This is a genomic window from Liquorilactobacillus nagelii DSM 13675 (assembly GCF_019444005.1).
Taxonomy (GTDB): Bacteria; Bacillota; Bacilli; order Lactobacillales; family Lactobacillaceae; genus Liquorilactobacillus; species Liquorilactobacillus nagelii.
This window is the reverse complement of the sequence record NZ_CP049304.1, coordinates 2090847-2103346: the sequence shown is the minus strand read 5'-3', so window position 1 is coordinate 2103346 and position 12500 is coordinate 2090847. Positions and strand designations below refer to the sequence as shown.

Genomic DNA, 12500 nt, shown 5'->3' with positions numbered 1-12500 from the left:
AAAGCTCCTTACTTCAATGACCTGACAAAATCCATCATGTTGTTAATTGAATTTGGTAAATTTTGTTGAAAAAAACTAATTAAATTTGGCAATATCAGCAACATCAATAAGAAGCTCAAACCAGTTTGTAATGGTAAGCTAAGCATCAAAACATTAATCTGCGGAATCGATCTTGAAATAACTCCTAGTAATAAATTAACTACCAGCATAGCAACAACCATTGGTGCTGCTAACTCCAATGACATTACAATAGCTTGGCAAAACAAACGAACTACACCCTGAATTGTTGCTCCGTCAGCTGATCCACCAGTTAATGAAATAATCTTAAACGATCGGACAACACCAATGATTAATTGCTGATAAAAATCCATCATGAAAAAAACCGCCGTTGCTAACCAATAATAGACACGCCCAAATTGTGAAGACATCATTTGGAAAGTTGCATCATAAGCTTGGGCAATTGAAAAACCAACTTGAAAATCAATCATCTGACCGGCAATCATTACTGCATTAAAAACAAGTTGACTTAAATATCCCATCGCCAAGCCAACTAAAATCTCTTTGGCTGCCAACAAGATAAAAACTAATTCGTTACTCGTTCCTTGATATTTAGCGACAATTGGATAAGCAGCAATAATCAGACTAAAACCAATGATTATTTTAGCTAGGTTAGGGAAGGCCTTCTGTGAGAAGATAGGTGCAGCAGCCAAAAAGGACATGATCCGGCAAAGTAATAATGCAACAATTTGAACCTCGACCAATGTAATCACTGAATTCATCACCTCATAAGGAAGAAATCAACCGAAAAATATATTTGGTAAATTCTAACAAGATATTAATCATAAAATTCCCGGTTAAAATCAGCGTCAAAAAAACCGCTATTAACTTGGGAACAAAACTCAATGTCTGTTCTTGAATTTGCGTTGTTGCCTGAAAGACACTAATAACCAGGCCAACCAGCATTCCAACCAACAAAACTGGTGCTGAAATTAGTAAGGTTCTAATAAATGCATCTCGTAAAACATCCATAACCATTTCAAGCGACATTGCATTTTCCTCCAAGCAATTATTTAAAACTCTGAATTAGTGATTCAACCAACAAATACCAACCATCAGCCAAAACAAATAACAAAATTTTGAATGGCAATGAAATCATAACTGGTGGCAACATTACCATCCCCATTGACATTAAGACACTTGAAACAACCATATCAATAATCAAAAACGGAATAAAGATTAAAAAACCGATGCTAAAAGCCGTTCGCAATTCGCTCAAGATAAACGCCGGTGTAATAATTGTCATTGGTACTTTCTTATATGAATGGTAGTGCTGATTTGGAGTAGAACTTTGCTCAACAAATAATTGAATATCTTTTTCTCGTGTTTGCTTATACATAAACTTTTTCATTCGCAATTCCGATCGATCAACCGCTTGCTGTTGCGTAATTTGTTGTCGTTCATAGGGAACCACGGCTTGTTGATAAATGTTAGTATAGACTGGCCGCATAATGAAAAAAGTCAAAAACAAAGCCAGCCCAATCAAAACTTGATTAGGCGGGTTTTGTTGAGTTCCTAGTGCACTACGAGTAAATGACAATACCATAATGATGCGAGTAAAAGAAGTTGTCATAACCAATAGTAAAGGGATAAACGACAGCAAAGTCAACATCAAAAATGTATTGATAATTTGATTTGACCCACTATTTCCACCAACTAGATTATTAACGGCCGATGAAATTCCACTTGTGCTGATTGCCAATACAGGTGTCGCTGGAATCAAAAGCCAAAATAAAGCAGCTAATCCGGATATTGATAACAATGTCAGCTTTTTTTTCATCGGTTACTTCCTCTTTTTATTTTCTAAATTTCGTTTAGCTTGAGCTAGCACACTAACAAAGCTTTGCTGCAGTTTCTTAGGATCGGTCGTAGTTGTTTGTTGAATTTCAGCCAATAGTTTTTTAGCTTCATCAGTTGGTATTTCAAATAAAATTTGGTTTTGCTGTTCTGAAAAGCTCATTACATAAACCCGGTCAACAACTTGGACAATTCCAATTGAAGAACTTTTGCTAACTGGAATCTTTTGGAGAATACGAAACGACTTGTTAGTTTGCAGCGAATAATGATTTAAATATTTCAAGAAAATATTAATCAAATACACGACTACAACTAGTCCGATGATCAGTTTTAGTACCGTAAACAGCATTTCCATTTTTTACTTTGTCTCCTATTGAATTACCATATTAGTGATGAAAACCTGATCAACAATTTTTTGACCATAGTTCTGGTTGATTGTATTAATCAATTCAGTCTTCAGATTCGGCACACTATTAGCATTGGCTAAAATATCGCTTTCTTTCTTTTGCCGCAAAACATTAATTACACTATCTCTAACTAGAGCAGTGTTTTTCTTTAACTGTGCCGCCTTTTTACTCGACACAACTAACGAAATATTGACACTAATATATTTTTGTGAAGAACCATCATTAGCTAAATTAACCAAAAACTTATCCATTGGAACAATCTTCTCGCCATTAGCAATTCCACCAGTATCAACTTTTTTTTCAACTTTAGGCTTATTCAATAACTTATTGGCTAGGAGATCGCCTCCGATTCCACAGCCAACTGCTAGAATTAACACTAAAGGAATAATAATAATCCATTTTTTCCCTTTAGAACTTTTTTCCTCTTTAGCCATATCTATCCACCTCAATAACGCCCCTTTTTAATGCTCAAACAACTTGGCAAATATTTCACGCCGATAAGCAATAATTAAATAATTGATTTGTTCTGCTGACTCTTGTGCCAAAAGTACTTTCTCAGTTGTCAACGTAATCACTGTATCTGGTGTTTCTTCAACTCGATAAATCAAGTCTGGATTCAAAAAAAACTTTGCTCCGCTAATTGCTGTGAGTTCAATCAATAACTATCCCCCAACTTTCTACCATGCTATTAGCTTCTCTTTAAACCTGTCAATTCTTGTAAAACATCATCTGAAGTAGTAATCACACGGGCATTTGCTTGATAAGCTCGATTAGCAATAATCATTTCTGTAAACTCTGATGACAAATCAACATTTGACATCTCCAATTCGCCAGAAACAAGTGAACCAACGCCATTAGACCCCGATGGTGAATAACTAACAGCACCCGAGTTAGCGGAAGCGGCAAATTGAGTATCCCCAACACGCTCTAAGCCTTCAGGATTGGTAAAGTTTGCAAATGCTAATTTCCCAAAAGCATATTTTTGATTACCATACGTAGCTGTTATTAACCCATTTTGATCTATTGCCAATGATCCAGCGCTATATTGCACACCATTCAATGTGCTGGGAATATTGATTGTTCCAGGATTCCCTGTAGTCGAAACATTATCCGTTCCATTATATGCAGCCGGCGTCTGGGTCCAACCTAAAACTTTCATGCCACCACTAGTAGACACTAGATTTCCACTTGCATCCCGTTCAAATGCTCCGACCCGCGTATAGTATGTCTGTGGAGTTGTTCCTGTTCCTTGAACAGCAAAATAGCCACCACCATTTATATACAAATCTAGGCTTCGACCGGTTGATTTTGGTGCTCCATTAGTCGTAATCGTATCAATCGATCCAATTTGAGTACCTAATCCAATCTGTTTAGCATTAATCCCGCCAGAAGCGTTTGAAGGTGCCGTTGCATCCGACAATGTTTGGCTAACCATATCTTGAAACATCGCTCGACTCGATTTAAAACCTGGAGTATTAACATTAGCAATGTTGTTTGCAACTACATCCAAATCTGTCTGCATACTTTTCAATCCACTAACACCTGAATAAAGTGATCTTAACATTTGTATTTCCTCCCTAAATTGCTTTCTTCCGTCAATCAGAAAGCTTAACAACTTCCTTGCGGTCCAGTCGCTTTTATTTAATAAACTTTGTACTGTCAATATTAGTTACTGTTTCCAATTCATTCATATCCATCGCTGTAATAATCGTTCGATTTTGGACATTAGCAATAATACCCATATTCTTATAGACCAAAAGCGATTCCTTACTTCCCTTGGCTTTCAGCTCATTCATCGCTGTCGACAATTGATGAATATCATCTTGTCCAAGTTGCAAATTACGAGATACTAGGCGCTGTTGCGCATGTTTAGAAACATTAACTTTATTTGTTTTTTGCTGTAAAATTTGCTTAAAAGCTGGCACTTTTGCTGCTTTTGAATCCATGGCCTTTGTTGGAACATTCAAACTATTGGAAGCTATCCCATTAATTCTATCCAACATTATTTACCTTCACCTACTTCACTCAGGGAACTAAGCTGATATTCTTTTCCATTCACCACTAACGTTGCTAAACCATTAGAAAATTTAACTTGATCAACCTTGCCGCTAACCGACTGACCGTTATCAATCAAGGTAACCTGCTTGCCTAACATTCCCAGTGCCTCTTGCTGTTGCTGTACAGCTACAGACGCTGTTAAAGATTTATTCATTGCCATTAAGGTATTCAAGCTTTCATATTGAGCCAGTGATGTCATATAATCAGTGCTTGACCCACTGCCAGAAGAGCTGCTGCCATCCATTGAAGGATTGCTCATCGTTGCAGACATAATTTTCAGAAAATCATCCATTGAAACCGTAGTTTTCGAGCTACTACTATCAGCATTATAGATATTTGAACTAGCAAGTGATGCAATTGCGTCAGTTAAACTATTGTTCACAATAACTACCTCCTTCCTTAATTAGGCCAAGATGCTAATCGTACTTTTTTGCAAATCTCGTTGTTGGACTTCAGCAGTTTGCTTCTGTGCTTCATTTGCAAATTTTGAGCTAGATCCAACAAAATTGTGTTGTGGTTGCTGACGAGTAAATTGCTGCTGCGAACTATTAAAGTTAAAAAATGTGTTAGCTGCAGTTGTCAAATTAGCCTGATTAACTGGAATTGCATTTTTTAGCCCATTACTTCCATCAGTTGAATAGGGTTGATTTTGTAAAACTTGTTCCAGTTTATCCATAATCGACCCTAATAATTCTTTTGCTGCTGTATTTTGAACCTTAACTGCGAGAGATACTTGGCTTTGGCCTGTTTTCATGGTAATTTCAACATTTCCTAAATTTTCTGGAGATAATTTAATCGTAACAGTTTTACTTTCAGGAATTTTTAGTGTTGTAATTTCCTTAGTTAAATTGCTGACAAGCCGAGTTTGTCCTCGTGAATCAGCGACGTTCCAAACTAACTCTTGCTTCCCCTGGTTTGCAGAAGGCCTAGTGTTAGTGTTAATTTTTGTACTTGAGTTAGCCGAGATGATATTTTGAATCAAATCCGATGTCATTCCTGTTTTCGCAACATTTTTATTGATTGTAGTCGACTTTACTAGAGTATGTGCAGCTGTTGGTGCATTCCTCAATTCGACTGAATCACTAATTGCTCCAGCTGTGCTTTGCTGTTGGTTGGCCAATGGAATCACAATAACCTTCTCTAAACTAAATGATTGCGATTTGTCAGAAATGTTTTGCATTTCAGAATTTTTTGATATAGTCTCATTGGCAGTGCCCAAGCTTATTTTTTCTAATTGATCCGTTGTTTCAGTCGCTGCAACATTAGTCGTTGTTGTTGTGACTGGACTAGTTGGCGGTGCAACTGAACTTGAATTGGCTGCTTTAAGCTCAACTTTTCCCGTTGGTTTGACACTTGTAATTGAACCTTTCAACGGGCTGGCTGTTTCAGTCGCTGCAACATTAGTCGTTGTTGTTGTGACTGAACTAGTTGGCGGTGCAACTGAACTTGAATTGGCTGCTTTAAGCTCAGCTTTTTCCGTTGGTTTGACACTTGTAATTGAACCTTTCAACGGGCTGGCTGTTTCAGTCGCTGCAACATTAGTTGTTGTTGTGACTGGACTAGTTGGCGGTGCAACTGAACTTGAATTGGCTGCTTTAAGCTCAGCTTTTTCCGTTGGTTTGACACTTGTAATTGAACCTTTCAACGGGCTGGCTGTTTCAGTCGCTGCAACATTAGTCGTTGTTGTGACTGGACTAGTTGGCGGTGCAACTGAACTTGAATTGGCTGCTTTTTCATCCTCGCTACTAATAGAATTGACTGACAATGCTGGTTGTTCTTTTTGATTTTGTTCAACTAATGGCATATTAGATTGGTTTTGGCTAGTTATCAAAATTGAGCTTGCCAAAGCTGATGCTATTGCCTGATCTTCTTGTTCAGTTTGATCCAAATTTTTGTCTGCTAAACGATTAGCACCAGAAAAAGAATTATTGTTGTTTTTTGTAGGAGAACTTGAAAGTGAATTTTTTGTTATAATAGCCGTCCGAGTTGCCGCTACTGCTTGTTTACCATCCAACAATGAGTTGACTTTTAATTGGCTTGGTAATGCCGTAGTTTTCGCTGAACTCAGTTGCAATTGTGACATTGTCTGATAAAACTTTAATTTATCTGCTTTATTGTTTTTACTATTACCGTTTGCTTTGACAGTTGTCGCTTTAAGTAATCTTCCGATATTTCCCATTTTTTCACCTCCTTTCAAATTTAATTAATAACTTAAAATAAAGAAAACTTCTTTCGATTAGCAATTTCATCTAAAACAATTTGTTCTTGGCGTTTGCTATCTAACAAATATTGACTGTATTGTTTTTCTTCCAACTTTTCTAAAACTTGGCTTTCTTTTTTTGCAGCTATCAACTTTTCCCGAACTTGTTCAACTTGCTGTTGTTGCTGTGCTACTGCCGCCGCTGCTAGTTGAATTTCATGTTCCAAACTTAAAATATAGCGATACTGTAACTGCATTCTGCCAATATTAAAATCATCTATTTTAAACGTTGCTTTTTTTTCTTGTAACAAATCACTTAATTTCTGTTGCAGCAAATTAAGCTTTTTTTGTTCAAGCATTAAGTTTTCTTTAGCCTGATCTGTTTGTTGTTGACGAAAATCTAATAAATTTGTCAATTGAAAATTAAACTTTTTAATGATTCTTACCACCTATCTATTAGGTTGACTGTAGTTGTTGCGAACGGTCTGTTGATTGATCATCAAACAGTTGCAATAATTGCTTGACAGTAGCTGAATATTCGGAAAACTCGTCTACCTGCTGACATAAAAATGAATCGATTGGATGATGCAACGATACAGCATAATCAATCACAGCATTAGTTCCCGGTTTATAGGCTCCAACATCTAATAAATCCTTTGCATCAGCATAAACTGTCATATTTTCCCGTAATTCACCTGCTGCTTTGTATTGTTCATCGGCTACTAAGTCCTTCATCAACCGACTTAAGCTATTTTGAATATCAATTGCTGGATAATGATTTTGACTAGCTATCTTACGTGATAAAATAATATGTCCATCTAATATTCCTCGAACCGCGTCAGCAATTGGCTCGTTCATATCATCACCTTCAACTAAAACCGTATAAAAGGCGGTAATTGAGCCATGTGATGAGGTACCGCTGCGTTCTAGCAGCTTTGGTAAAATAGCAAATACTGATGGCGGATACCCTTTGGTTGTTGGCGGTTCACCAACTGACAAACCAATCTCTCGCTGAGCCATTGCAAAACGAGTAACTGAATCCATCATCAAAACTACTTTTTTGCCTTGATCACGAAAATATTCTGCAATGGCCGTAGCAACATAAGCCCCCTTCAAACGAACTAGTGGTGGCTGATCTGAAGTCGCACAAACCACTACCGCTTTACGATAACCTTCTTCACCTAAGTCCTTTTCAATAAACTCACGAACTTCACGTCCACGTTCACCAATCAATCCAATTACAATGACATCTGCTTCACTAAATTTAGCAATCATCCCTAATAGCGTACTCTTTCCAACCCCACTACCAGCAAAAATGCCTAATCGCTGCCCTTCTCCAACCGTCAATAAACCATCAATCGGCCGCACACCAGTTGGTAAAATCTGCTTAATCGGTCGACGGCGAAATGGATCAGGTGAATCATGTTGAACCGGATAAGCAATTAAATCTGCTTGATCAACTGAATTTCCATCAATTATTCGTCCTAAGCCATCCAGAGTGTGCCCTAACAGGGCTTTTCCTACCTTGACTGACAATAAGTGACCAGTTGGTCGGACCAAGCATCCCGGACCAATACCATTTAATTCCCCTAGAGGCATCAGTAGAACTGTCTTTTTGACAAATCCAACAACTTCGGCTTGAGCTACTCTCCCTGATTTATTGACTTCAACTTCACAAACTTCACCAATAAAAACATTTAGTCCCTCAACTTTAATCAATAAACCAACAACTTCGCTAACTTTTCCATAAGTAAAGAAAAAATGATATTTTTGTGCTTGATTTAAATAATCTGTTAGTGGGAGTGAAAATTCCATCAAATCACCTTTTTCTCAGCCTGTTGTAAAAAGCGTTCCAATTCTTGGCCTAAATCAAATAAAGCAAGTCCTTCATCAGATTCAACCGATACTTGATAAGCTGATTTATCAGCATCATCTAAAATCAAATAACGAAATCCCGGCAACTTTTGCTTTTCTAATTTCATCTGACGTTCTAACTGCTGGTGATAACGTGGATGAGCTCGAATAATTAATAGCTGTTCCGGTTGCTGCATTTGTAATAGAATCGGCTGTAAGATTGCATTAATGGCAGTCGGATCTTGATCCAATTCTTTCTTGACCAAAGTTTCAGCCATCTTAATCACAAATTGCATTAACTCCTTTTTCCGTTCAAGGACATATGTCTGAGCACTTGTCATCGCTATTTGCATATTTTTTTCAGCTTGTGCTGTTAATTTTTCAGCTGCCTGCTGCCCAGCCGATAGACCTTTTTGATAACCTGCTTGATAGCCCGCTTTATGTCCGGCAGCTTCGCCTGCTTGATAGCCCTGTTGTTTTAATCGTTCAGCATCTTTTTTCGCCTGATCAATAATTTGCTGTCGGACGGACTTAAGCTCAAGTTGTTCTTCAGGCGAAATTAATTTAGTTTGTGGATTCAATGTTCCATCTTTCAACCACAAATTTCCAGTTTCGTCCTCTGATTGGCTTTTAAGAGGCTGCTTAGTAATAATCGCCTTAGCTTGGCCTGATTCAGCCACCGCTGCTTGTTTTAAAATGCTCTTAGCTGACGACTTCATCTTGCCCACCTCTTTGAATGATAATCTCACCAGCTTCATCTAAGCGACGAATAACGCCAACGATTTTCTGTTGAGCCTCTTCAATATTGGACAATCGAGTAGGCCCCAAGAACTCAATTTCTTCTTTGATATTTTCAACAGCTCGCGTTGATAAGTTAGAGAAGACAAATTCTTTAATTTGATCATTAGCACCTTTAAGCGACAATACCAAGACATCATTTTCAACATCGCGCAAGACTTTTTGAACATCTCGTGGATCAAGTGTGATGATGTCATCAAAGGTAAAGAGACTAGCCTTAACTTCGCTCGCCAATTCAGGCTGCCGCTTTTCCAAGTCTCCCAAAATATGTTTTTCAGTACTGCGGCTAACAGAATTGAGAATATCAACTAAGGTTTTCACACCACCAATATTTTCATTATCATTTTCAACATAGCTTGAAAACTTAGTTTCAATTACCCCTTCAACTTGCTTGATAATTGCTGGCGAAGCACTGGAAATCGTTCCGATTCGTTCGGCAATATCCGCTTGCTTTTCAGGTGGGAAATTTGAAAGAACTTCGGCAGCCTTATTTGATTGTAAATAGCAAAAGATTAACGCTACTGTTTGAGGATGTTCATCCGACAATAAATTGACCAGTTGTTTAACATCTGCTCGTCTCACAATATCAAAGGGACGTTCTTTTAGTTGAATTTGTTTTAAAACGTCTAGAATTTCCTTTGCTTTTTGCGGACCGACTGCTTGCATTAATAAATTCTTAGCGTAATCAATCCCACCATCTAAAACATATTTATGGGCATGAATCGTATTAACAACTTCATTTAGAACTTGTGACTGTTCATCCGAATCGACCGCTTCAATATTCGCAATTGCATAGGTTAGTTTTTTAATGAGATTTTCCGGCAACAATTTCATGATTTTCGAAGAGGTTTCTGAACCTAAAGAAATTAAAAGAATTGCTGCTTTCCTAACTCCTTCCATTGAATCCATAATCTTTACCCCTTATTGTCTTCTTTCATCCATGCCTTTAATAAATCAGCAACCTCTTCTGGATTTTCTTTAGCATATTCACGCGTCCGCTTATTAAGTTCCTGTTCTTTAGATGGTTTCGCTGGTTTAACAAGTGGTTCCTTATCTTCTTTTTCCGGTTTCTGTTCTTCAGGATACTTAGTAGCTGCATCTGCTGTAACATCAGCAGTTGGAGCTGTTTCATCCTCATAATCTTCATATTCCTCTTCCAACCGGCGACGCCGAAAACGCATAATTAAGAAGAAAATTGTTCCGATTAGAACTAAAGCTGCTACACCTAACCCAATATAAGCCCAAATATTCCAATTACTGCTCTTCTTGTGTTTTTTAGTTGTATGATGTGGTTTTTTATTATGTTTAGCAAAGTTAACGCCCTGCACTTGCAAACTATCGCCACGACCTTGGTTATAGCCTATAGCTGCCGAAACCAACTTTCGAATTCGTTTACGATCAGCACCAGAAACACCATCAGCAATAATTACTGATGTCGTCATACGGTTAATTGACCCTGGTGCTCGAATGGTGTCTGTAGTTGACGTGTTCAACTCATTATTAACAGTCCGACTAGATGACTGGCTTGCACCATTATTATTTCCCGTCTGGTTAGAAGCATTATTATTAGCTTCACCTGTTTGGGTGTTTTGGGTTGTATTACCATTTGTTTCACTATCAGTTTTTTCACTTCTAATTTGCGGATTATTGTAAGTAACAGTTTTATTTTTGACTGAGTCAAAATTCATATCGAGATTAATAGATACTTCAACATTTTTCTTGCCATAAATTGGATCTAATAAGCTATGAATCTTTTTTTGCAAACTCTTTTCATAATTTTGCTTAATCGTCAAATATTTATCATTGGCACTAACCAAACTGCCGGAACCTTTCTTGCCATTGAAAAGAACATTACCCTGACTATCAACTACTTTGATATGTTGTTGATCCAGATTCTCGACTGCTCCAGCTGTTAATGCGACAATTCCCTGAACCGCTTGATTAGAAATACCGCTGCTCTTTAAAGTCAAAACAATTGAGGCCTTAGCCGGTTTAGAGCTATCGCCATTATCGCTGTCGGCAAAAACACTTTCCTTAGGTGTCACCAACATCACCTTTGACGTTTGCACTTCGCTAAGCGCATCAATTGCTTTTTCCAATTCTCCAGTTAAAGCTCGCTGATACATAATTCGACGATCAGCATCAGTCGTCATTACATTTGAATTATCAAACAATTCAAATCCTTGTGAACTGTTTGGTAACTTATTATCTTCTGCCAATTGAATTCTGACCTGATCAACCTGTGTTTTATCTACCATAATTGTTTGACCATTATCAGCTAATTTATAAGGAACATTTTCTTGTTTTAGTTCATCGGCGATTGTTCCAGCATCGCCTTCGCTTAGTCCGGTAAAGAGCACATCGTATTGTACCCTAGTGTTTAAATAATAAACTGTGCCGGAAACAAAAAGGATACTTAGAATTGCTAAGATCCAAATAATTTTCTTTATTCGGCTTTGATCTTGCCATTTTTCTTTTAATCCTGAAAAAAACGCAGCCACTTTTCCCACAGTTGTTCAAACTCCCTCTAGCTACTCACCTTAAAATTGCATATTTTTGATATCGTTATAGGCATCCAACAATTTGTTTCTAACTTGGACCGCTGTTTCCATTGACAACTGTGCTTCAGTCATTTTGACCATTACATTACCTAGGTCGCTCGATTTTCCACTAATCATATTATCAGTAGCATTATCCATCGAGACTAACTTCTGATTAACACCTGAAACTGCCTTGTCTAAATAATTGCTGAAGGTTGCAGCATTTTTATTTGTTTTGTTTGTCTGATCAAATCCAGTTAACTTTTCTAATGACTTTTGATAATTTTGCAAGTTTACTGCTCCAATGCTACTTGTGCCCATTATTAGTCACCTTACCCTTTACTAATTTCCAATGCTTTTTTTAACATTTCTTTATTCGATTCCGCGGCTGTTTCATTTGCTTCGTAAGTCCGCATTGCTTGGATCATATCAACCATTTGGTCTGCCAAATTAACGTTTGAAGTTTCAACGTAACCATTTTGATCCGCTTGCGGACTCGTTGGATCATAAGTCCTTTTAACTGAATTATCCTGCTGGATTCCAGTAACCTTAACGCCATAACTCATTTGACCATTATCTGTAATTGCCGAATCGTCTTTACCAGCATTCTTAACATTTTCAGCAAATAAAACTGACTTTGATTTATATGGTCCGCCATCTGCCGTCGTGTTCGTATTAACATTAGCAATATTGGTTGAAATAGTATCTAATTTCAATCTTTCAAGTGCCAATCCACTAGTATTGATTGCTAACCCATCAAAAACACTCAATTTACTTCCACCCTCTTTT

General features: G+C 37.5%; 17 protein-coding genes. All 17 read right to left on the bottom strand.

Annotated elements, in window-relative coordinates; genetic code table 11:
- Positions 1 to 8: 8 nt before the first annotated feature.
- Positions 9 to 770, bottom strand: coding sequence for a flagellar biosynthetic protein FliR (locus tag G6O73_RS10515; protein WP_083478436.1), 762 nt, complete (start codon positions 768 to 770; stop codon positions 9 to 11).
- Between the two features lie 13 nt (positions 771 to 783).
- The gene (gene fliQ, locus G6O73_RS10510; protein WP_057884989.1) at positions 784 to 1047 is read right to left on the bottom strand and encodes a flagellar biosynthesis protein FliQ; all 264 of its coding nucleotides are present in this window, start codon (positions 1045 to 1047) and stop codon (positions 784 to 786) included.
- Positions 1048 to 1066: 19 nt separating this feature from the next.
- Positions 1067 to 1837, bottom strand: a complete 771-nt coding sequence (gene fliP / locus G6O73_RS10505; RefSeq protein ID WP_057884988.1) for a flagellar type III secretion system pore protein FliP — start codon at positions 1835 to 1837, stop codon at positions 1067 to 1069.
- 3 nt (positions 1838 to 1840) lie between these two features.
- The gene (locus G6O73_RS10500) at positions 1841 to 2209 is read right to left on the bottom strand and encodes a flagellar biosynthetic protein FliO (protein WP_057884987.1); all 369 of its coding nucleotides are present in this window, start codon (positions 2207 to 2209) and stop codon (positions 1841 to 1843) included.
- Between the two features lie 15 nt (positions 2210 to 2224).
- On the bottom strand, positions 2225 to 2695 hold the full coding sequence (locus G6O73_RS10495; RefSeq protein WP_057884986.1) for a flagellar basal body-associated FliL family protein: 471 nt from the start codon (positions 2693 to 2695) through the stop codon (positions 2225 to 2227).
- 27 nt (positions 2696 to 2722) lie between these two features.
- Complete coding sequence (locus G6O73_RS10490) at positions 2723 to 2920, bottom strand: flagellar FlbD family protein (protein WP_057884985.1); 198 nt, start codon at positions 2918 to 2920, stop codon at positions 2723 to 2725.
- A 29-nt stretch (positions 2921 to 2949) separates the two neighbouring features.
- Positions 2950 to 3825 carry a flagellar hook-basal body complex protein gene (locus G6O73_RS10485; protein ID WP_057884984.1) on the bottom strand — a complete coding sequence of 292 codons (876 nt, stop codon included), beginning with the start codon at positions 3823 to 3825 and terminating at the stop codon, positions 2950 to 2952.
- Between the two features lie 73 nt (positions 3826 to 3898).
- Entirely contained in the window at positions 3899 to 4264 is a 366-nt protein-coding gene (locus tag G6O73_RS10480) for a TIGR02530 family flagellar biosynthesis protein (RefSeq protein ID WP_057884983.1), read from the bottom strand.
- A complete protein-coding gene (locus tag G6O73_RS10475) occupies positions 4264 to 4701 on the bottom strand; it encodes a flagellar basal body rod modification protein (protein ID WP_057884982.1) in 438 nt (145 codons plus the stop codon). The genes G6O73_RS10480 and G6O73_RS10475 overlap by 1 nt, the downstream gene beginning before the upstream one ends.
- A gap of 21 nt (positions 4702 to 4722) precedes the next feature.
- Positions 4723 to 6498 carry a flagellar hook-length control protein FliK gene (locus G6O73_RS10470; protein WP_219935176.1) on the bottom strand — a complete coding sequence of 592 codons (1776 nt, stop codon included), beginning with the start codon at positions 6496 to 6498 and terminating at the stop codon, positions 4723 to 4725.
- Between the two features lie 32 nt (positions 6499 to 6530).
- Entirely contained in the window at positions 6531 to 6935 is a 405-nt protein-coding gene (locus G6O73_RS10465) for a flagellar export protein FliJ (protein ID WP_057884980.1), read from the bottom strand.
- 40 nt (positions 6936 to 6975) lie between these two features.
- Complete coding sequence (fliI, locus tag G6O73_RS10460; protein WP_057884979.1) at positions 6976 to 8334, bottom strand: flagellar protein export ATPase FliI; 1359 nt, start codon at positions 8332 to 8334, stop codon at positions 6976 to 6978.
- Entirely contained in the window at positions 8334 to 9092 is a 759-nt protein-coding gene (locus tag G6O73_RS10455) for a FliH/SctL family protein (protein ID WP_057884978.1), read from the bottom strand. Before G6O73_RS10455 ends, fliI begins: the two co-directional genes overlap by 1 nt.
- Positions 9076 to 10080: a flagellar motor switch protein FliG gene (fliG, locus tag G6O73_RS10450; protein ID WP_057884977.1), complete on the bottom strand. Its 1005-nt coding sequence runs from the start codon at positions 10078 to 10080 to the stop codon at positions 9076 to 9078. Before fliG ends, G6O73_RS10455 begins: the two co-directional genes overlap by 17 nt.
- Positions 10081 to 10085: 5 nt before the next feature.
- A complete protein-coding gene (fliF, locus tag G6O73_RS10445) occupies positions 10086 to 11681 on the bottom strand; it encodes a flagellar basal-body MS-ring/collar protein FliF (RefSeq protein WP_057884976.1) in 1596 nt (531 codons plus the stop codon).
- Positions 11682 to 11711: 30 nt separating this feature from the next.
- The gene (fliE, locus tag G6O73_RS10440; protein ID WP_083478433.1) at positions 11712 to 12032 is read right to left on the bottom strand and encodes a flagellar hook-basal body complex protein FliE; all 321 of its coding nucleotides are present in this window, start codon (positions 12030 to 12032) and stop codon (positions 11712 to 11714) included.
- Between the two features lie 11 nt (positions 12033 to 12043).
- Positions 12044 to 12481: a flagellar basal body rod protein FlgC gene (gene flgC, locus G6O73_RS10435; RefSeq protein WP_057884974.1), complete on the bottom strand. Its 438-nt coding sequence runs from the start codon at positions 12479 to 12481 to the stop codon at positions 12044 to 12046.
- Between the last annotated feature and the right edge of the window lie 19 nt (positions 12482 to 12500).

Excerpts from the sequence above, each read along its gene's own strand:
- G6O73_RS10500 (WP_057884987.1), bottom strand. The coding sequence starts at position 2,209 with ATGGAAATGCTGTTTACGGTACTAAAACTGATCATCGGACTAGTTGTA.
- fliG (WP_057884977.1), bottom strand. The coding sequence starts at position 10,080 with ATGGATTCAATGGAAGGAGTTAGGAAAGCAGCAATTCTTTTAATTTCT.
- G6O73_RS10470 (WP_219935176.1), bottom strand. The coding sequence starts at position 6,498 with ATGGGAAATATCGGAAGATTACTTAAAGCGACAACTGTCAAAGCAAAC.
- fliE (WP_083478433.1), bottom strand. The coding sequence starts at position 12,032 with ATGGGCACAAGTAGCATTGGAGCAGTAAACTTGCAAAATTATCAAAAG.
- G6O73_RS10495 (WP_057884986.1), bottom strand. The coding sequence starts at position 2,695 with ATGGCTAAAGAGGAAAAAAGTTCTAAAGGGAAAAAATGGATTATTATT.
- fliQ (WP_057884989.1), bottom strand. The coding sequence starts at position 1,047 with ATGTCGCTTGAAATGGTTATGGATGTTTTACGAGATGCATTTATTAGA.
- fliI (WP_057884979.1), bottom strand. The coding sequence starts at position 8,334 with ATGGAATTTTCACTCCCACTAACAGATTATTTAAATCAAGCACAAAAA.
- fliP (WP_057884988.1), bottom strand. The coding sequence starts at position 1,837 with ATGAAAAAAAAGCTGACATTGTTATCAATATCCGGATTAGCTGCTTTA.
- G6O73_RS10485 (WP_057884984.1), bottom strand. The coding sequence starts at position 3,825 with ATGTTAAGATCACTTTATTCAGGTGTTAGTGGATTGAAAAGTATGCAG.
- G6O73_RS10480 (WP_057884983.1), bottom strand. The coding sequence starts at position 4,264 with ATGTTGGATAGAATTAATGGGATAGCTTCCAATAGTTTGAATGTTCCA.
- G6O73_RS10455 (WP_057884978.1), bottom strand. The coding sequence starts at position 9,092 with ATGAAGTCGTCAGCTAAGAGCATTTTAAAACAAGCAGCGGTGGCTGAA.